We start from the raw sequence: 18,890 nt of genomic DNA, 5'->3' as shown, positions 1-18,890 counted from the left end.
GCGCCCCTGCACTGGAGATGTAAGCATGAGCAACTGGCTGGTAGACAAGCTGATCCCTTCCATCATGCGTTCCGAGGCTAAGAAGAGCTCGGTGCCGGAAGGCCTGTGGCACAAGTGCCCGTCCTGCGAAGCGGTGCTGTACCGCCCCGAGCTGGAAAAGACCCTCGACGTCTGCCCCAAGTGCGATCACCACATGCGTATCGGCGCGCGTGCGCGCATCGACATCTTCCTCGATGAGGAAGGTCGCGAGGAGCTGGGCGCCGAGCTGGAGCCGGTGGACCGCCTGAAGTTCCGCGACAGCAAGAAGTACAAGGACCGCCTGACCGCTGCGCAGAAGGATACCGGCGAGAAGGACGCGCTGATCTCCATGAGCGGCAAGCTGATGGGCATGCCGGTGGTGGTCAGTGCCTTCGAGTTCTCCTTCATGGGCGGCTCCATGGGCTCCATCGTCGGCGAGCGCTTCGTGCGCGCCGCCAACTACGCCCTGGAAAACCGTTGCCCGATGATCTGCTTCTCCGCCTCGGGTGGCGCGCGCATGCAGGAAGCGCTGATCTCCCTGATGCAGATGGCCAAGACCTCCGCCGCGCTGGCCCGTCTGCGCGAAGAGGGCATCCCGTTCATCTCCGTGCTGACCGACCCGGTCTACGGCGGCGTCTCCGCCAGCCTGGCGATGCTCGGCGACGTGATCGTCGGCGAGCCGCGCGCCCTGATCGGCTTCGCCGGTCCGCGCGTGATCGAGCAGACCGTGCGAGAGAAGCTGCCCGAAGGCTTCCAGCGCAGCGAGTTCCTGCTGGAGCACGGCGCCATCGACATGATCGTTCACCGTGCCGAGCTGCGTCCGCGCCTGGCCAAGGTGCTCGCCAAGTTCACCCACACTCCAAGTACCGCGCTCGCAGGATGACCCAACGTACCCTTGCCGACTGGCTCAGCTACCTCGAACAACTCCACCCCACGGCGATCGACATGGGGCTGGACCGCTCCCGTGAAGTAGCCGGCCGGCTTGGCCTGGGACGCCCCGCGCCCCGCGTGGTGACCGTCACCGGCACCAACGGCAAGGGGTCCACCTGCGCCTTCCTCGCCGCCATGCTCGGCGAGCAGGGCCAGCGGGTCGGCGTGTACAGCTCGCCGCACCTGCTGCGTTACAACGAGCGCGTGCTCATCGATGGCGCCGAAGCCAGCGATGAAACGCTGTGCGAAGCCTTCGCCGCCGTCGAGGCGGCGCGCGGCGAAATCTCCCTGACCTACTTCGAGATGGGCACTCTCGCGGCCTTCTGGCTGTTCGAGCGCGCCAACCTCGATGCGGTGGTGCTGGAAGTCGGCCTGGGCGGCCGCCTGGATGCGGTCAACCTGATCGACTCCGATGTTGCCGTGGTCACCAGCATCGGCATCGACCATGCCGACTGGCTGGGCGATACCCGCGAAAGCGTGGCCTTCGAGAAGGCCGGTATCTTCCGCGCTGGCAAGCCTGCCGTGTGTGGCGACCTCGAGCCGCCAGCACCGCTCCTGGAGCAGGCTCGCCAACTGGGTTCGCCGCTGGTCCTTCGCGGCCGCGATTTCGACCTGGCAATGGGCGAGGGCGACTGGCACTGGCGTGGCCGCTCCGCTTCGGGTGAAGCGCTGAGCCTGCACAACCTGCCGCAGCTCGAACTACCGATGGAGAACGCGGCGCTGGCCCTGCAGGTCTATGCCTTGCTGGACCTGCCGTGGCAGCCTGATTCCCTGGCCGCCGCGCTGTTGCGTACCCGGGTTACCGGGCGCCTGGATCGGCGCACCGTGCAATGGCACGGCGAAGAGCGCCACTTGCTGCTCGACGTCGGGCATAATCCGCACGCCTCGCAATACCTGGCCAGTCGCCTGCGTGCGGCGCCGCCCAAGGGCGTGCGCCACGCGGTATTCGGCCTGCTGGCGGACAAGGATCTCGACGGCGTACTGGAACCTGTGCTCGGCTTGGTGCAGGATTGGGCCGTCGCACCGTTGCCCACCAGCCGCAGCCGTCCTGCTGGAGAGTTGCAGGCGGCATTGCAGGCTCGCGGGGCGCAGGTCAGTTGTCATGGCGATATCGCCGCGGCGCTGGTAGCGCAGTGCGATGCAGCAAGCACCGATGACGAGATTCTGGTGTTCGGTTCGTTCTACAGCGTGGCGGATGCCCTGGAGTGGCTCGCCAAGGCTGCTCAATAAGGTAGACCCAAGGGGAGTTGTTGCATGGCGTTGCTCGATAAGGGGCTCAAGCAGCGGGTAGTCGGAGCGCTGGTGCTGTTGGCACTGGCGGTCATCTTCCTGCCGATGCTGTTCTCCCGCGAGGATGATGTACGCCAGGTCGTGGTCGAGGCGCCGGTGATGCCCAAGCCGCCGGCCATGCCGACGGTCGAGGTGCAACCCACCGAGGTTCCCGAGCCACAGGCCGAAGACGCCGAAAACGGTGTGCCGCCTGCCGAGACGGCGGCCGCGCAGGCGCCTTCCGCACCGATCGCCAGCTCGCCAGCCCAGCAGTCCCAGTCCGCTCAGCCCAAGGCTCCGGCTCCGCAGCCAGTTGCGCCCAAGCCTGCTGCGCCCGCTCAACAGCCCGCCCAGGCCAGTGCCGCTCCGGCTGCGCCTGCGCAACAGCCGGCCCAGCGTCTGGACAGCAACAACCTGCCGGTGAGCTGGTCGGTGCAGCTGGCCAGCCTGTCCAACCGCGCCCGCGCCGATGAACTGCAGAAGTCACTGCGCAGCCAGGGCTACAACGCCTACGTTCGCAGCTTCGACGGCATGAACCGGGTGTTCGTCGGACCGGTGGTCGAGCGCGCCGAGGCAGACCGCCTGCGCGATCAGCTCGGCAAGCAGCAGAAGCTCAACGGTTTCGTGGTGCGGTTCCAGCCTGAACGTGGCTGAGTTGGTTCGTTAGCTTCTCTCAATCAGCCCCATGGCAAACTGGGGCTCTTCTAAATCGAAGGCCTCTGCTAAAATGCGGGGCCTTTCCGTTTCTGGGCCGCAACGTGGCATTTACCTGGGTCGATTGGACGATGATCGGCATCATCGTCATTTCCAGCCTGATCAGCTTGAGCCGTGGTTTCGTCAAGGAAGCCCTGTCGCTGGTCACCTGGATCGTAGCCGGTGCGGTCGCCTGGATGTTCGGCGGCGCGCTGGCCGAGCATCTCGCACCCTATATTCAGCTGCCCTCGGGGCGCGTCATCGCTGCTTGCGCTCTTCTTTTCGTCGTCACGCTGTTGCTGGGTGCACTCGTCAATTTCCTCATCAGCGAGCTGGTGCGGGTGACCGGCATGTCCGGCACCGACCGTGTGCTCGGCATGGTGTTCGGCGGCGCCCGTGGCGTGCTGCTGGTGGTTCTGCTGGTCGGCCTGCTGAGCCTGGCGCCGGTGCAACAGGATCCGTGGTGGCAGCAATCGGTGCTGCTGCCGCATTTCCTGCTGGTCGCCGACTGGTCGAAGAACTTCATCCTGACTTTCGCCGGGCAGTGGATGTCCGGCGTGACCATCACTCCGCCGTCCGGAGTGGGGTCTTTGCTGCCGGCCCAATGACGGGCGGGCAGAGGCGACGGGTAGCCGTCGCCGCCATGGCAGGTCCGGTGGATACTGCCGAATACGGAATTGTTTTAGCCTGAACACCAACTAGGGGTTGCGTCGCATGTGTGGCATCGTCGGTATCGTGGGCAAGTCGAACGTCAATCAGGCGCTGTATGACGCCCTCACCGTTCTCCAGCATCGTGGCCAGGACGCTGCGGGGATCGTCACCTGTCAGGACGACCGTCTGTACCTGCGCAAGGACAACGGCCTGGTCCGTGATGTCTTCCAGCAGCGCCACATGCAGCGCCTGGTCGGCAAGATCGGTATCGGCCACGTGCGCTACCCGACCGCGGGCAGCTCCAGCTCCGCCGAGGCCCAGCCGTTCTACGTCAACTCGCCGTACGGCATCACCCTGGCGCACAACGGCAACCTGACCAACGTCGAGCAGTTGGCCAAGGAAATCTACGAATCCGACCTGCGCCACGTGAACACCAACTCCGACTCGGAAGTGCTGCTCAACGTGTTCGCCCATGAGCTGGCGGTGCGCAACAAGCTGCAGCCCACCGAGGAAGACGTCTTCGCCGCCGTTGCCGGCGTGCATGCGCGTTGCGTCGGCGGCTACGCCGTGGTGGCGATGATCACCGGCCACGGCGTCGTCGGTTTCCGCGATCCGCACGCCATCCGCCCGATCGTCTTCGGCCAGCGCCACACCGAAAACGGCGTGGAATACATGATTGCGTCGGAAAGCGTGGCGCTGGACGTCCTCGGCTTCACCCTGATCCGCGACCTTGCGCCGGGCGAAGCGGTGTACATCACCGAGGAAGGCAAGCTCTACACCCGCCAGTGCGCGGCCAACCCGCAGTACTCGCCGTGCATCTTCGAGCACGTCTACCTGGCGCGCCCGGACTCCATCATCGATGGCATCTCGGTCTACAAGGCACGCCTGCGCATGGGCGAGAAGCTGGCCGACAAGATCCTTCGCGAGCGTCCGGACCACGACATCGACGTTGTCATCCCGATCCCGGATACCAGCCGCACCGCCGCGCTGGAGCTGGCCAACCGCCTGGGCGTGAAGTTCCGCGAAGGCTTCGTGAAGAACCGCTACATCGGCCGTACCTTCATCATGCCTGGCCAGGCCGCGCGCAAGAAATCGGTACGCCAGAAGCTCAACGCCATCGAACTGGAGTTCCGCGGCAAGAACGTGATGCTGGTGGACGACTCCATCGTGCGCGGCACCACCTGCAAGCAGATCATCCAGATGGCCCGAGAGGCCGGCGCGAAGAACGTCTACTTCTGCTCCGCCGCTCCCGCCGTACGCTATCCCAACGTCTACGGCATCGACATGCCGAGCGCCCACGAACTGATCGCGCACAACCGTAGCACCGAGGAAGTCGGCGAGCTGATCGGCGCCGATTGGCTGGTGTATCAGGACCTGCCGGACCTGATCGAATCCACCGAGGGCGGCAAGATCAAGATCGAGCACTTCGACTGTGCCGTGTTCAACGGTGAGTACGTTACCGGCGACGTCGACGAGGCCTATCTGAACAAGATCGAGCAGGCGCGCAACGACGCGACCAAGACCAAGGTCGCCGCCGTCAGCGCCATCATCGATCTGTATAACGACTAAGGAGAGCAGGCATGGCTCAGGATTGGGAAGCCGGCCGGCTGGACAGCGACCTCGAGGGTGTCGGTTTCGACACCCTGGCGGTGCGTGCCGGCCAGCGCCGCACCCCGGAAGGTGAGCACGGCGAGGGCCTGTTCACCACTTCCAGCTACGTGTTCCGCAGCGCGGCCGACGCGGCCGCGCGTTTCGCCGGCGAAGTGCCGGGCAACGTCTATTCGCGCTACACCAACCCCACGGTGCGCACCTTCGAGGAGCGCATCGCCGCGCTGGAAGGCGCCGAGCAGGCGGTGGCCACGTCCACCGGCATGTCGGCGATCCTTTCCCTGGTGATGAGCCTGTGCAGTGCCGGCGACCACGTGCTGGTCTCGCGCAGTGTGTTCGGCTCGACCATCAGCCTGTTCGAGAAGTACTTCAAGCGTTTCGGCATCGAGGTGGACTACCCGCCGCTGAGCGATCTGAAAGCCTGGGAAGCGGCCTGCAAGCCGAACACCAGGCTGTTCTTCGTCGAATCGCCGTCCAACCCGTTGGCCGAGCTGGTGGACATCGCCGCGCTGGCCGAGATCGCGCATGCCAAAGGCGCGCTGCTGGCGGTGGACAACTGCTTCTGCACCCCGGCGCTGCAGCAACCGCTGAAGCTGGGCGCGGATGTGGTGATCCACTCGGCGACCAAGTACATCGACGGGCAGGGCCGCACCATGGGTGGCGTGGTGGCTGGTCGCCGCGCGCAGATGGAGCCCGTCGTCGGTTTCCTGCGCACCGCCGGCCCGACCCTCAGCCCGTTCAACGCCTGGATCTTCATCAAGGGCCTGGAAACACTGCGTGTGCGCATGCAGGCCCACAGTGCCTCGGCCCAGCAAATCGCCGAATGGCTGGAGCAACAGCCGGGCGTCGAGCGCGTCTACTACTCCGGCCTGCCCAGTCATCCGCAGCATGAGCTGGCCAGGCGTCAGCAGAAGGGCTTCGGCGCGGTGGTGAGCTTCGAGGTGAAGGGTGGCAAGGACGCGGCGTGGCGCTGCATCGATGCTACCCGGATGATCTCCATCACCACCAACCTGGGTGACACCAAGACCACCATCGCCCACCCGGCTACCACCTCCCACGGCCGCCTTTCGCCGGCCGAGCGCGAGAACGCCGGCATCCGTGACAACCTGATCCGCGTTGCCGTTGGCCTGGAGGATGTCGACGACATCAAGGCCGATCTGGCGCGAGGCCTGGCGGCACTGTGAGCATGGCTGACATCCTCGGCAACGGGCGTGTCGTCCTGGTCACCGGGGCGGCGCATGGCATCGGCCTGGGCATCGCCGCCTGGCTGGTCGCCGAGGGCTGGCAGGTGGTGCTGGCGGATATTGATCGTGAGCGCGGGCCGAAAGTGGCCGCAGCGCTCGGCGAGCGCGCCAGCTTCATCGCCCTGGACGTGGCCAATGAAGCGCAGGTTGCAGCAGCGGTGGCCGAATTGATCGGCCAGTTCGGTCGTCTCGACGCGCTGGTGAGCAATGCCGCTATCGCGCGGCCACATAATACGGCGCTCGAAAGCCTGGGTCTGAACGAGTGGAACCGCACGCTGGCGGTGAACCTCACGGGGCCGATGCTGCTGGCCAAGCACTGTGCGCCCTATCTGCGTGCGCACAGCGGTGTCATCGTCAATATCGCTTCCACCCGCGCGCACCAGTCCGAGCCGAATTCCGAAGCCTATGCGGCGAGCAAGGGCGGGTTGCTGTCGCTGACCCACGCCCTGGCCAGCAGCCTGGGCCCGGAGATTCGCGTCAACGCGATTTCCCCCGGCTGGATCGACGCTCGCGACCTGCGCGAGCGCGAGGCTGAGCCGCTGACCGAACTGGACCACGACCAGCACCTGGTTGGCCGTGTGGGGACGGTGGAGGATATCGCCGCGGCGGTGTCCTGGCTGGTCAATGGCGATGCCGGTTTCGTCACCGGCCAGGAACTGGTGATCGACGGCGGCATGACGCGCAAGATGATCTATCTCGACTGAGTGTCGAGTGTGGAAGAGGAGGGCGGCCCGCGGTCGCCCTTTTTCTTTTGTGGCTTTCCGACTCTGAGCGCGAACATGAAGCCGCGCCGGGGGCGCTAACCGCACGCCGAACTTTTTTTGCGGAAAATGAAAAAAAGTTCAATCAGGGCATTGACTTAGGATTCGTCGGCTGTAGAATGCGCCCCACTTCGAGACGAAGGGTGATTAGCTCAGCCGGGAGAGCATCTGCCTTACAAGCAGAGGGTCGGCGGTTCGATCCCGTCATCACCCACCACTCTCGCAGTTACGCGCAGCGGTAGTTCAGTCGGTTAGAATACCGGCCTGTCACGCCGGGGGTCGCGGGTTCGAGTCCCGTCCGCTGCGCCATTTCCCCCTCCTTGGTTCCTACCCCGAACCGGCTTGTCGAGTGATTCACTCCAGGCGCAAGGAGGTTGCTGTACCGGACGAAAGTCCAACCGACACGCAGCGGTAGTTCAGTCGGTTAGAATACCGGCCTGTCACGCCGGGGGTCGCGGGTTCGAGTCCCGTCCGCTGCGCCATATTCGAAAGCCCTCAGGTAGCGATACCTGGGGGATTTTTTGTTTCCGTCCGAAAAGTCCTGACGTTGCTCTGTAAGACGCTGTCACAGGTCGTTCACCTTTGGCGTCTAGATTTTTCCTCGTGGTCTTTGCTAAAACCGGATCGAACGGTCAGGAGAAAAGCCAATGGACGATTATCAGGAAGAACTGCTGGAGCTGCATGCCGTGGAACAGGATCTGCCGGAGCCGGCCGACGACGCCACCGAGATGTGATCAGGCGCTGTGGCGCTGGGCGCGGCGGAATTCCCCCGGCGTTTGCCCGCTCCAGCGCTTGAAGGCGCGCTGGAAAGCCTCCGCGGAGGCGAAGCCGAGCAGGTAGGCGATCTCGCCGAAGGCCAGGTCGGTGTCGCGGATGTAGATCATCGCCAGGTCGCGACGGGTGTCGTTGAGGATGCTGCGGAACTGTGTGCCTTCCTCCGCCAACTTGCGGCGTAGCGTCCAGGTCGGCAGCTTCAGGCGGGCGGCGACTTCCTCCAGGTCCGGCTCGCGTCCGTTGAGCATCGGCCCCAGCAACTGGGCGACGCGCTCGCGCAGGCTGCGTGTGCGGGTCAGTTGTTCCAGTTCCTTTTCGCAGATATCCAGCAGCTGCCGCCAGGTGCTCGGGCAGTGGTCCGGGTTGCCGCGTGCCAGCGTCGACTGGTCCAGGCGCAACTGGTTGTGCGCCGCACCGAACTCCACCGGGCAACCCAGCAGCTCCTCGAAGCGCGGGGCCCAGGCGGGCGCCGCATACTCGATCTCGATCTTCTCCGGGCGCAGCGGCTGTGCGCCGATGCTGCCGAGCATGCTCACCCAGCCAGCCAGCACCGAATCCACCACGAAGCGGTTGTAGGCGTTGTACGGGCTGATGGAGTAGAAACGCAGCCAGGCACCGCTGGCGTCCTCGATGAAGCTGCTCTGGCCGCGGTAGTTCTGTGCGTAGAGCGGCTCGAAGCGGATCAGCGCACGGGCCGCCGCACGCAGGTTGGGCGCTTGCGCGGCGGTGACACCGGCCAGGCCGCTCTGGCTCGGTCGGCTCAGCTGGCCCATGCGCAGGCCGAGGGCGGGGTTGCCGCTCTGCTGGATGGCCGCATGGCCCAGGCGCATGTAGCGCGGGATCGACAGGCGAGCGCCCGGTTCGCCCAGGCGTGCGGCGTCCAGCCCGTACTGCTGCAGTAATGGCTGTGGCGGAACGCCGCTTTCTGCCAACGCATCGGCGAGGCTGTGGACGAAGCCCACCGACAGATCGCCCAGCCGCATGGTCGGGCGGCTCATAGCCAGAGGTTGATCAGGCGCGCGCCGGGCCCGTCGGGCGCCAGGGTGTGGCTGTCGCCGCTGACCACCAGGCTGCGGCCGTCGCTGCCCAGGTCCCACAAGTGGCCGCGCATGAACACGGTGATACCGGCATGGGCGCCGCTTTCGCCGAGGCGGCCGGCCAGGGCCAGGCGTTCCCAGGCTTGGCCCTCGGTCAGTTCGCCGGGCTTGAGCGTCACATCGCTCGGTGTCGGCGCGCCGTTGTAGCCCTTCCAGGGCTTGCTCCAGTTGCCGTTGCCGGTGAGGAAAGCAGGCACGGCAACGATATCGGGCTTGTTCGTCGCCAACGCCTCGTAGCTCGCCGGGAACCAGCTGTCGGCGCAGACCAGCACGCCCAGGCGTCCGGCCGGGGTCTGCAGGACCTGCAGGTCGTCGGGATCGCCGCCGCGGGTGAAGCCTTTCTCGTCGTCGATGGGGAAGAGTTTGCGCTGCGGCTTGCCCAGCGGCAGGCCGTCGCTGCCGAAGACCTGGCTGACGTTGTAGAGGCGGCCGTTGCCGGTACGGATCTGCCCTTCGACGATGCGCGGGTTGGGCAGCACGATGGACCCGGCGACGATGGTCACGCCGAATTCCTTGGCCAGCCCGCCAAACAGTGTCTGGTAGTCATGTGCCATGTCTACCGCCTTCATGCGGAACAGGGCGTCCGCCATGCGGTCCTCGCCCTTGGCACCGAGCCAGCCGCGCGCGAGCTTGAGCGGGTTGCTGGCGGCCATCCATTCCATGGCTTCGGTCAGGTGCTCGGTCTGATAGACCTCGGGCTTCTCGCCGGCGGCCACCAGCCAGGTGCCGATGTGCTCGGGGAACACCACGACGGTACGCGGGTTGATCAGCCCTTCGTCGCGGGCCTTGGCCAGGTAGGCGTGGAATTTCAGACGCAGGCGTTCGGCGCTCTGGTAGTCCTGGGTGAACAGTTCCGGCTGGACGCCCAGCAGGTTGCCGCGCTCGGACGGCTGGCCCTGGTTGAGCACCACCTGGCTGCGCAGGTCGGACAGGTAGTGGCCCACCGGGCGACGCTCCGCCCAGCCGGCATAACCGGCGAAGAGGATGACCAGAACGAGGAAGATCAGCTTGCGCATAAAGGATGGGTACTCATGGGGTGCCCCACAGGGTAGGGGCTGCGCCGGGTATTGCCAAGACAGCGTGTCATCTTTGGTCAGTAACTTGTCATTTTCGATCATTGAGCGGCGGGTGCGCGCTGCCTAAAGTCTGCCCCATACCGACCGCGCCCCATGCCTCGCCGTTCCGCAGGCTGAGGGCGCGGCATCATCGTGAATGCCGGAGGAACCATGACCGCCACTTATCCGCACCTGCTCGCGCCGCTGGACCTGGGGTTCACCACCCTGCGCAACCGCACCCTGATGGGCTCCATGCACACCGGCCTGGAAGAGAAGCCCCAGGGCTTCGAGCGCATGGCGGCCTACTTCGCCGAGCGCGCCCGCGGCGGCGTCGGCCTGATGGTCACCGGCGGCATCGGCCCGAACGAGGAAGGTGGCGTCTATTCCGGTGCAGCCAAGCTGAGCACGCCGGAAGAAGCCGAGAAGCACAAGATCGTCACCCAGGCCGTGCACGAGGCGGGCGGCAAGATCTGCATGCAGATTCTTCACGCCGGCCGCTACGCCTACAGCCCCAAGTCCGTCGCGCCCAGCGCCATCCAGGCGCCGATCAACCCGTTCAAGCCGCGCGAGCTGGATGAAGAGGGCATCGAGAAGCAGATCGCCGACTTCGTCAATTGCTCGAGCCTGGCCCAGGTGGCCGGCTATGACGGCGTCGAGATCATGGGTTCGGAAGGCTACTTCATCAACCAGTTCCTCGCCGCCCACACCAACCACCGCACCGACCGTTGGGGTGGCAGCTACGAGAACCGCATGCGCCTGCCGGTGGAAATCGTCCGCCGCGTGCGCGAGGCCGTCGGCCCGAACTTCATCATCATCTATCGCCTGTCGATGCTCGACCTGGTGGAAGGCGGCAGCACCTGGGACGAGATCGTCCTGCTGGCCAAGGCCATCGAGAAGGCTGGCGCGACCCTCATCAACACCGGCATCGGCTGGCACGAAGCACGTATCCCGACCATCGCCACCAAGGTGCCGCGCGCGGCCTTCACCAAGGTAACCGCCAAGCTGCGCGGCGAGATCGGTATCCCGCTGGTCACCACCAACCGCATCAACACCCCGGAAGTGGCCGAGCAGGTACTGGCCGAAGGCGATGCCGACATGGTCTCCATGGCCCGTCCGTTCCTCGCCGATCCGGACTTCGTCAACAAGGCCGCCGAAGGCCGTGCCGACGAAATCAATACCTGCATCGGCTGCAACCAGGCGTGCCTGGACCACACCTTCGGCGGCAAGCTGACCAGTTGCCTGGTCAACCCGCGTGCCTGCCACGAGACCGAGCTGAACTACATCCCGACCACCCACGTGAAGAAGATCGCCGTGGTCGGCGCTGGTCCGGCCGGGCTGTCCGCCGCTACCGTGGCGGCCGAGCGTGGCCATGAAGTGACCCTGTTCGACGCCGCCGGCGAGATCGGTGGCCAGTTCAACGTCGCCAAGCGCGTACCGGGCAAGGAAGAGTTCTACGAGACCCTGCGCTACTTCAAGCGCAAGGTGGAAACCACCGGCGTCGACCTGCGCCTGAATACCCGCGTCAGCGTCGACGACCTGGTCAAGGGCGGCTTCGACGAGATCATCCTGGCCACCGGCATCGTGCCTCGCACCCCGGCCATCCCGGGCATCGAGAATGCCAAGGTGATCAGCTACCTGGATGCAATCCTCGAACGCAAGCCGGTGGGCAAGACCGCCGCGGTGATCGGCGCCGGCGGCATCGGCTTCGACGTCTCCGAATACATCACCCATGCCGGCGAATCCACCAGCCTGGACCGCCACGCTTTCTGGCAGGAATGGGGTATCGACGAGAAGCTGGAGGCCCGTGGCGGCATCGCCGGTATCCAGGCGCACCCGCATGCGGCGGCGCGCCAGGTGTTCCTGCTGCAGCGCAAGAAGTCCAAGGTCGGTGACGGCCTGGGCAAGACCACCGGCTGGATCCACCGCACCGGGCTGAAGAACAAGCAGGTGCAGATGCTCAACAGCGTCGAGTACCTCAAGGTCGACAACGACGGCCTGCACATCAGCATCGCCGGCGGCGAGCCGCAGGTGCTGCCGGTGGACACCGTGGTTGTCTGCGCCGGCCAGGAGCCGCTGCGCGAGCTGCATGACGGCCTGGTCGCTGCCGGCCAGAGCGTGCACCTGATCGGCGGCGCCGACGTGGCTGCCGAGCTGGACGCCAAGCGCGCCATCAACCAGGGCTCGCGCCTCGCTGCCGAGATCTGAAGCGCCTGAGACCTGAGCCGGCTGAGATTCAGGTCTCAAAACCGGGCCCGGAAAAGTTCCCTTCCGGGCCCGGATATCCTTCCGAAAATCCAACCGCGTCACAGAATTATCCAACCGGTTAACCGCCCGGCCAGACCGCCGGGGCCGGTGCCAACCGAGTCACATTGCCTGCGACATTAATTCCCCTAGACTTGCTCGGATGTCGGGATTTTCCCGCTGTCTGGGTGCTGCATTTCTGACAGACCCTTTTCCAGACTTCCTCCCGCACCAGCCCAGAGGTCAATCGATGAGCATGCAGAAGAAGCCTCAAATGGTGGAAGCCGTGGTCTTCTTCAATGACCGTGGCGTCTGCAGGGAAATGCTCTACCCCGAATTCGAGGCGCTGCTCGACAACGTCGTGCAGATGCCGGAGTACGCCGATCAGCAGATGCAGCTCGCCTATGTGCTGATCAACCCGCGCCTGCTGGTCAAGGCGGTGGTGTTCTTCTATCTGGACTTCGACGAGAAGGGCGAGGCGGACCGCGGCTGGAACCTGCCGCTGCGCAATCTCGCCGACCGTGCAGGCCGCGGCCCCGACATGGGGGCCGGTCCCATTCGCCTGGCCTGTCGCAGCCAGTGCCCGGTCTCCTGGCATCAGATGCATCTGTGGGACCCGACCCTGGACGCCAGCCAGAACCATCTGGTGCAATTGCGGGAATCGATCAAGCGCAACAACCTTGGCGTGCTGGTGGAGGAAGAACCGGCCGCCGTGGAGCTGGCGCGTCTACAGATGGCCGACGAGCACCAGTGGTATGCACCCGCCGAAGAGTCCCGCGAGGAGGTCGAGAAGCTGGCCCGCGCGATGCTCGAGGAGCACCAGCAGAAGACCGCTGAGCTGCTCGGCCAGCATGAGGCCCGTCTTTCGCAGGTCAGCCAGCAGCACGAGCAGGAGCTCAGCCGCCTGAAGCTCGGTGCGCAGGAGCAGGTCAAGGTGCTGCAAGCTGAACTTGCCTCCCTGCGCGAAGGGCTCAAGCGCGAGGAAGAGATCAATGCCGGCCTGCGCCGCGAACTGGATGGCCAGGCCAACGGGTTCCAGCGCGGCCGCGAGGAACTGACCGCGCAACTGCGCCATATCGAACAGAGCGGCCGCGACGAGCTGGAGCAACTGCGCCAGCAGATCGAGGAAGAGTCCCGCACCCGCATGGCCAGCCTGGAGGCTCGCTACAAGGAGCAGATTTCCGTCCGCGATGTCGAGCTGGGCTACCGCAACGAGCTGGACCAGCAGCTACAGCAGGAGAATCAGCAACTGCGCCGGGAAGCCGACCAGCTGCGCGAGGAAACCGCCCAGCTGCGCCAGGTTGCCACGCAGCTGCAGCAGGGCGCCGAAAGTCTGCGCCTGGAGCTCGACGCACTGTCGGCCAGGGCGGCAGACGGCTCGGCGCTGGAGCGTCTGGCCGGCTTGGGGGTGATCTTCGTGGTGTACCATCCCGGCGCCGGTCATCTGACCCTGTCGCTTCAGGATGTCGCCCGTTACCAGGAAAACCCCATGGCTTACGCCGCTGCCAAGTGCTTCGTCGCCGAAGACCAGTACCGCAGCTGGCTTGCCCATTACCAGCAACCCGCCTGCGAAGGACGGCTGTCCAACGGCGAGCGCTGCGCCATGCCCATCGACCGCGTGGAAACCCCCGGCCGCTTTGTCGAAGGCGACAGCAACTGCTGTTCCCGGCACAAGACCGCCGGCCGCCTGCGCAGCGTCACCACCGGCTGAGCAGGGCGCCTTGCTGTTTCCCGACTGGCGCCCGGAAGCACCACTGCAACGCATTCATCTGGGATGGCTGGATCGCGCCGGCGTCGAGCTGGCGTTGTTGCGCCTGGATCGGGTGGATACCCTCGTCTCCGGCAACAAATGGTTCAAGCTCGCGCCATACCTGAAGCAGGCCGCCGACCTGGGGCTGAGTGGCGTGATGACGTTGGGCGGCGCCCATTCCAATCATCTCCACGCGGTCGCGGCGGCCGGTGCACGATTCGGTTTCCAAACCGTGGGATTGCTGCGCGGGGAAGAGCAGGACAACCCGACAGTGGCCGACCTGCGCCAGCTCGGCATGCAGCTCCACTGGCTCGGCTACGGCGGTTATCGCCGGCGCCACGCAGCTGATTTCTGGATGCCCTGGCGCGAGCGCTACCCCCAGTTGCTCGCGGTAGGCGAGGGCGGCGGCGGGCTCCCCGGCGCACAGGGCTGCTCACCCCTGGTCGGAGTTATTCGCCAGCAGCTCGGCGACCTGGGCTGGAAGGACTATCAGCAGCTCTGGGTTGCCTGCGGTACCGGTACGACCCTGGCCGGCCTTGTGCTCGGCGAGCAGGGCGCGCATTGCGTGGTCGGTGCCCTGGCGGTGCCGCCGGGGCATGGCGTCGAAACGCAGGTGCCTGAGCTGTTGAGAGCGGGCGGTGTGCCCGATGCCGGTTACCGTCTGGTCGACGCCAGCCGCGGTGGTTTTGCGCGGATCGACGCGACGCTGGCGCGCTTCATTCTGGCGACCGAGGCCGAGTGCGGCGTACCGCTGGAACCGCTGTACACCGGCAAGCTGCTGCTGGCGCTGCACGATGAGATTGCAGCGGGGCGCATTGACCGTGGTGCTCGTATCGTCGCCGTCCACAGTGGTGGCTTGCAGGGGCGCCGAGCGCTGGACGATAAGCTGACGGCGCTGGCCACTCAGCGCGAATAACCGCTGTGCACCCGCGGCCAGCGGTCGCCCACCAGGAACAGACGCTCCTGCTCCCGCCAGCGCCCTTCGCGGAACTCCAAGCGCACCAGCATTTGCGGGAAGCCGTCTTCCGGCAACTCCTCCAGCCAGGCGGCGAAGCGCTCGGCGCTCCAGCATTCGTCCTCGGCGGCCGGGGAGAGCCAGCCCTTGCGCGACAACGCCTGCCAACCCTGCGGGTGCTGTGCCTGGTAGGCCGGCCAGGCGCGTCGGTGCAGCCAGCGACCACGCCGGTGGTTGTCACTGGCGCCGACAGGCGGCGGGCAGGGCGTGGGCCAGGAGTAGAACAGGTAGCCGCCCAGCCAGAGGCCGGGGGATGGCATGGCGTCGCTGTGCTCGCGGACCACGGCCAGCCCTTGCGCGGTGGCCGAGAGCGGCAGTTGGTGCTGGTAGAAGTGCTCGATCTTGCGCAGCAGATGGTCCTCGGCCCCCGGCCCGAGCCAGGAATCGGGGCCGTCGTCGCTGGGGCCGAGGTAGAGCTTGATGGCCAGCTCCAGGTGATGCAGCCCGGCGTCGTCTTCCACCAGCAGGTCGAGCTCGCCCAGGGTCTGGCCGTTGTCGCGCACCGGCAGGTTGGCGGCGAGCAGGCGCAGATCCGGCGCACGCTCCAGGGCGAACTGCCAGAGGCGTTCGTAGTAGCGTCCCAGACGCTGGTGCGGCGCGGCTTCGAGTTGGGCCAGCAGCTCGCCCGGCGAGTGTTCCTGGCTGCGCAGCCAGTCGGCCAGCAGCCGGGGCTGCGCGTGCCAGCGACTGGCGCTGAGCGGATGGCGCAGGGCGGGGCTGCCAGGTTGCAGCAGGGGCGGGGAGAGCAGCGTCCAGGCGAGGTCGCGGACCTGCGGCTGGCGCAGGTCGATCAGCAGCTCGTCGAGCAGGGCGGTGAAGTCGGTCATGCCCCAAGCCTAGCCGCTATGCCCGCGCTGCGGTTTGCCGCTGCCTGAGCCTTTCGCCCATAATTCCGAGATTCGAGTACCCGCAACGCCGTCCGGAGTCCCATGGAACCCTTTCGCAATATCGGCATCATCGGCCGCCTGGGCAGCACCCAGGTCCTGGAAACCATCCGTCGGCTGAAGAAGTTCCTCACCGAGCGACACCTGCATGTGATCCTCGAGGACACCATCGCCGAGGTCCTGCCCGGCCACGGCCTGCAGACCTGCTCGCGGAAGATCATGGGCGAGATCTGCGACCTGGTGATCGTGGTCGGCGGCGACGGCAGCATGCTCGGCGCCGCGCGCGCCCTGGCACGGCACAAGGTGCCGGTGCTGGGAATCAACCGCGGGAGCCTGGGCTTCCTCACGGATATCCGCCCCGACGAGCTGGAGACCAAGGTCGCCGAAGTGCTCGGCGGCCAGTACATAGTCGAGAGCCGCTTCCTGCTCGATGCGCTGGTGCGCCGACATGGCGAGTCCATCGGCCAGGGCGATGCGCTGAACGACGTGGTGCTGCACCCCGGCAAGTCCACGCGGATGATCGAGTTCGAGCTGTACATCGATGGCCAGTTCGTCTGCAGCCAGAAGGCCGACGGCCTGATCGTCGCCACGCCGACCGGCTCCACCGCCTACGCGTTGTCCGCCGGCGGGCCGATCATGCATCCCAAGCTGGATGCCATCGTGGTCGTGCCGATGTACCCGCACATGCTCTCCAGCCGGCCCATCGTGGTGGACGGCAACAGCGAGCTGAAGATCGTCGTCTCGCCGAACATGCAGATCTACCCGCAGGTTTCCTGTGATGGGCAGAACCACTTCACCTGCGCGCCGGGCGACACCGTCACGGTGAGCAAGAAGCCGCAGAAGCTGCGCCTGATCCATCCCATCGACCACAACTACTACGAGGTCTGCCGGACCAAGCTGGGCTGGGGCAGCCGTCTGGGGAGCAGCGAGTGATGGAACTCGACCCGGCACGCGGCTACGACCTGATCGGCGATATCCACGGCTGCGCGCATACCCTCGATCACCTGCTGGAGCGCCTCGGCTATCGCGCGCAGGGCGGTGTCTGGCGACATGCACGGCGGCAGGCGCTGTTCCTCGGCGACATCATCGACCGTGGCCCGCGCATCCGCGAGGCCCTGCACCGGGTGCACGACATGGTCGCCGCTGGCGAGGCGCTGTGCATCATGGGCAATCACGAGTTCAATGCCCTGGGCTGGTCGACCCCCGCCGCGCCCGGCAGCGGTCGGCAGTACGTGCGCGAACACACGCCGCGCCATGCCCGGCTGATCAAGGAAACCCTGGAACAGTTCGAAGGCCACCCGGCGGACTGGCGCGACTTCCTCGGCTGGTTCCAGGAGATGCCGCTGTTCCTCGATGCCGGGCGCTTCCGCATGGTCCACGCCTGCTGGGATCACGACGTGATCGATACGCTGCGCCAGCAGTTCCCCAGCGGGCGCATCGACGAGGCCTTCCTCAAGGCCAGTGCCGAGCCCGGCAGCTTTGCCCAGCAAGCCTGTGACCGCCTGCTGCGCGGCACCGACATGCGCCTGCCCAACGGCATGACCCTGACCGGCAGCGACGGCTTCACCCGCTCGGCCTTCCGTACCAAGTTCTGGGAAGAGGACCGTGCGCCGGAGACCTACGGCGATATCGTGTTCCAGCCCGACGCGCTGCCCGACGAAGTGGCCAGCGAACGCCTCAGCGAGGAGCAGAAGTCGCGCCTGCTGACCTACGGCGCCGACGAGCCGCTGCTGTTCGTCGGCCACTACTGGCGGCGCGGCACGCCGGCGCCGATCCGCCCGAACCTCGCGTGCCTGGACTACAGCGCGGTGATGTACGGCAAGCTCGCGGCCTACCGGCTGGACGAGGAAACGCGGCTGGACCGCAACAAGTTCGTGTGGGTGGACGTCAAGCGTCCGGAGGGCGATGAGTGAGTGCCATTGAAGCGATGCGGTTGCCGGCGGCAGTCGATCTGGGGGAGTTCGTTGGCCTGCTGCGCCGACTGAACGTGCCGTTCCGGGTCAGCGAGGAGGCCGGTGAACAGGTGCTCTGGGTGCCCAATTCGCAGCTGGCCGAGCAGGTTCGCAGCCTCTACCAGCGCTACCCGCAGGGCGACCCGGAGTTCACCGTGCAGGCCGAACCCCAGCGCCGTGGGCCGGGGTTCGTGCAGCAACTGAAGATGAGCCGGATGACGGCGGCGGTGTTGCTGGTGACCTTCGTGGTTGCGGCCGTCACCCTGCTGGGTACCTCGCCGGAGACGCTGCGCTGGTTCACCTTCCAGAACTTCCAGCTGGTCGGCGAGGATCGCGCGCTGTTCTATCCGCTGTCCGACTCGCTGGCGCAGGGGCAGTGGTGGCGCCTGTTCACGCCCATGCTGATCCACTTCGGCTGGCTGCACCTGGCGATGAACGCCATGTGGTACTGGGAGCTGGGGCGGCGCATCGAGTACCGCCAGGGGCCGTGGCTGTTGCTGGGGCTGAGTCTGGGCTTTGGCCTGATCTCCAACGTCGTGCAGTACGGCGTCAGTGGCCCGAGCCTGTTCGGCGGGCTGTCCGGCGTGCTCTACGGATTGCTCGGACACTGCTGGATCTTCCAGCGCATGGCGCCGACGCCGGCCTACAACCTGCCCAAGGGTGTGGTGGCGATGATGCTGATCTGGCTGCTGGTGTGTCTCTCGGGCGTGATCGACCTGCTCGGCTTCGGTTCCATCGCCAACGGCGCCCACGTCGGCGGCCTGGTGGCGGGTTGCCTGGGCGGCCTGGTTGGTGGGTTGCTGGCGCGGCGACACGCGCCCGCGCCGTAGGATGGCGTGGAGCGTAGCGATACCCATCGATCAGTGCACCGACAGCATGGGTATCGCTTAGGCTCATCCTACGAACAGCTATCGCCCTAATTGACCAGCGTTCGTGCGCCCGGGCGCT

16 protein-coding genes and 3 tRNA genes are annotated in these 18,890 nt (G+C 66.2%); 16 read left to right on the top strand and 3 right to left on the bottom strand.

Annotated elements, in window-relative coordinates:
• Nucleotides 1–25 precede the first annotated feature (25 nt).
• The 10 genes from accD (at nucleotide 26) to PNI01S_RS03140 (ending at nucleotide 7,656) form a co-directional block, all read left to right on the top strand.
• On the top strand, nucleotides 26–901 hold the full coding sequence (gene accD, locus PNI01S_RS03185; RefSeq protein WP_038803623.1) for an acetyl-CoA carboxylase, carboxyltransferase subunit beta: 876 nt from the start codon (nucleotides 26–28) through the stop codon (nucleotides 899–901).
• Nucleotides 898–2,178 (top strand): bifunctional tetrahydrofolate synthase/dihydrofolate synthase, encoded by a 1,281-nt coding sequence (gene folC / locus PNI01S_RS03180; RefSeq protein ID WP_084357415.1) that lies wholly within the window; start codon nucleotides 898–900, stop codon nucleotides 2,176–2,178. Before accD ends, folC begins: the two co-directional genes overlap by 4 nt.
• A gap of 24 nt (nucleotides 2,179–2,202) precedes the next feature.
• The gene (locus PNI01S_RS03175; protein ID WP_024767273.1) at nucleotides 2,203–2,871 is read left to right on the top strand and encodes an SPOR domain-containing protein; all 669 of its coding nucleotides are present in this window, start codon (nucleotides 2,203–2,205) and stop codon (nucleotides 2,869–2,871) included.
• Between the two features lie 104 nt (nucleotides 2,872–2,975).
• Nucleotides 2,976–3,518 (top strand): CvpA family protein, encoded by a 543-nt coding sequence (locus PNI01S_RS03170; RefSeq protein ID WP_024767274.1) that lies wholly within the window; start codon nucleotides 2,976–2,978, stop codon nucleotides 3,516–3,518.
• 106 nt (nucleotides 3,519–3,624) lie between these two features.
• Complete coding sequence (purF, locus tag PNI01S_RS03165) at nucleotides 3,625–5,130, top strand: amidophosphoribosyltransferase (protein ID WP_037015408.1); 1,506 nt, start codon at nucleotides 3,625–3,627, stop codon at nucleotides 5,128–5,130.
• An 11-nt stretch (nucleotides 5,131–5,141) separates the two neighbouring features.
• Nucleotides 5,142–6,353, top strand: a complete 1,212-nt coding sequence (locus PNI01S_RS03160) for an O-succinylhomoserine sulfhydrylase (RefSeq protein WP_084357414.1) — start codon at nucleotides 5,142–5,144, stop codon at nucleotides 6,351–6,353.
• Nucleotides 6,354–6,355: 2 nt separating this feature from the next.
• Nucleotides 6,356–7,117, top strand: a complete 762-nt coding sequence (locus tag PNI01S_RS03155; RefSeq protein WP_084357413.1) for an SDR family oxidoreductase — start codon at nucleotides 6,356–6,358, stop codon at nucleotides 7,115–7,117.
• A gap of 198 nt (nucleotides 7,118–7,315) precedes the next feature.
• Nucleotides 7,316–7,391, top strand: a tRNA-Val gene (locus PNI01S_RS03150).
• Nucleotides 7,392–7,406: 15 nt separating this feature from the next.
• A tRNA-Asp gene (locus PNI01S_RS03145) sits at nucleotides 7,407–7,483 on the top strand.
• A gap of 96 nt (nucleotides 7,484–7,579) precedes the next feature.
• Nucleotides 7,580–7,656, top strand: a tRNA-Asp gene (locus PNI01S_RS03140).
• A 252-nt stretch (nucleotides 7,657–7,908) separates the two neighbouring features.
• On the opposite strand, the gene PNI01S_RS03135 is transcribed toward PNI01S_RS03140, so the two are convergent.
• Both PNI01S_RS03135 and PNI01S_RS03130 read right to left on the bottom strand, forming a co-directional pair.
• Nucleotides 7,909–8,946: an AraC family transcriptional regulator gene (locus PNI01S_RS03135; RefSeq protein ID WP_084357412.1), complete on the bottom strand. Its 1,038-nt coding sequence runs from the start codon at nucleotides 8,944–8,946 to the stop codon at nucleotides 7,909–7,911.
• Complete coding sequence (locus PNI01S_RS03130) at nucleotides 8,943–10,061, bottom strand: carbon-nitrogen hydrolase family protein (RefSeq protein WP_084357411.1); 1,119 nt, start codon at nucleotides 10,059–10,061, stop codon at nucleotides 8,943–8,945. The genes PNI01S_RS03135 and PNI01S_RS03130 overlap by 4 nt, the downstream gene beginning before the upstream one ends.
• Before the next feature lie 210 nt (nucleotides 10,062–10,271).
• Between PNI01S_RS03130 and PNI01S_RS03125 the strand changes: the two genes are divergently transcribed.
• The 3 genes from PNI01S_RS03125 to PNI01S_RS03115 all read left to right on the top strand — a co-directional run bounded on the left by PNI01S_RS03125 (nucleotide 10,272) and on the right by PNI01S_RS03115 (nucleotide 15,007).
• Nucleotides 10,272–12,305 carry an NADPH-dependent 2,4-dienoyl-CoA reductase gene (locus PNI01S_RS03125; RefSeq protein ID WP_038803708.1) on the top strand — a complete coding sequence of 678 codons (2,034 nt, stop codon included), beginning with the start codon at nucleotides 10,272–10,274 and terminating at the stop codon, nucleotides 12,303–12,305.
• A 286-nt stretch (nucleotides 12,306–12,591) separates the two neighbouring features.
• Nucleotides 12,592–14,052, top strand: a complete 1,461-nt coding sequence (locus tag PNI01S_RS03120; RefSeq protein ID WP_038803709.1) for a chromosome partitioning protein ParA — start codon at nucleotides 12,592–12,594, stop codon at nucleotides 14,050–14,052.
• Nucleotides 14,053–14,062: 10 nt separating this feature from the next.
• Nucleotides 14,063–15,007: a 1-aminocyclopropane-1-carboxylate deaminase/D-cysteine desulfhydrase gene (locus tag PNI01S_RS03115; protein WP_038803710.1), complete on the top strand. Its 945-nt coding sequence runs from the start codon at nucleotides 14,063–14,065 to the stop codon at nucleotides 15,005–15,007.
• On the opposite strand, the gene PNI01S_RS03110 is transcribed toward PNI01S_RS03115, so the two are convergent.
• Nucleotides 14,995–15,933, bottom strand: a complete 939-nt coding sequence (locus PNI01S_RS03110) for a DUF1853 family protein (protein WP_024765112.1) — start codon at nucleotides 15,931–15,933, stop codon at nucleotides 14,995–14,997. The genes PNI01S_RS03115 and PNI01S_RS03110 overlap by 13 nt on opposite strands.
• 102 nt (nucleotides 15,934–16,035) lie before the next feature.
• Here PNI01S_RS03110 and PNI01S_RS03105 point away from each other — a divergent pair, with 102 nt between their 5' ends.
• The 3 genes from PNI01S_RS03105 to PNI01S_RS03095 are packed head-to-tail and all read left to right on the top strand — an operon-like array spanning nucleotide 16,036 to nucleotide 18,772.
• A complete protein-coding gene (locus PNI01S_RS03105) occupies nucleotides 16,036–16,923 on the top strand; it encodes an NAD(+) kinase (RefSeq protein WP_017519352.1) in 888 nt (295 codons plus the stop codon).
• Nucleotides 16,923–17,903 carry a metallophosphoesterase gene (locus PNI01S_RS03100; RefSeq protein WP_024765111.1) on the top strand — a complete coding sequence of 327 codons (981 nt, stop codon included), beginning with the start codon at nucleotides 16,923–16,925 and terminating at the stop codon, nucleotides 17,901–17,903. Before PNI01S_RS03105 ends, PNI01S_RS03100 begins: the two co-directional genes overlap by 1 nt.
• Nucleotides 17,900–18,772, top strand: a complete 873-nt coding sequence (locus tag PNI01S_RS03095; RefSeq protein WP_024765110.1) for a rhomboid family intramembrane serine protease — start codon at nucleotides 17,900–17,902, stop codon at nucleotides 18,770–18,772. Before PNI01S_RS03100 ends, PNI01S_RS03095 begins: the two co-directional genes overlap by 4 nt.
• The last annotated feature ends 118 nt before the right edge of the window (nucleotides 18,773–18,890 follow it).

The organism is Pseudomonas nitroreducens NBRC 12694, from assembly GCF_002091755.1.
GTDB lineage: Bacteria > Pseudomonadota > Gammaproteobacteria > Pseudomonadales > Pseudomonadaceae > Pseudomonas > Pseudomonas nitroreducens.
The sequence above is the reverse complement of the archived record's forward strand: the minus strand, read 5'-3'. Positions and strand labels throughout refer to the sequence as shown.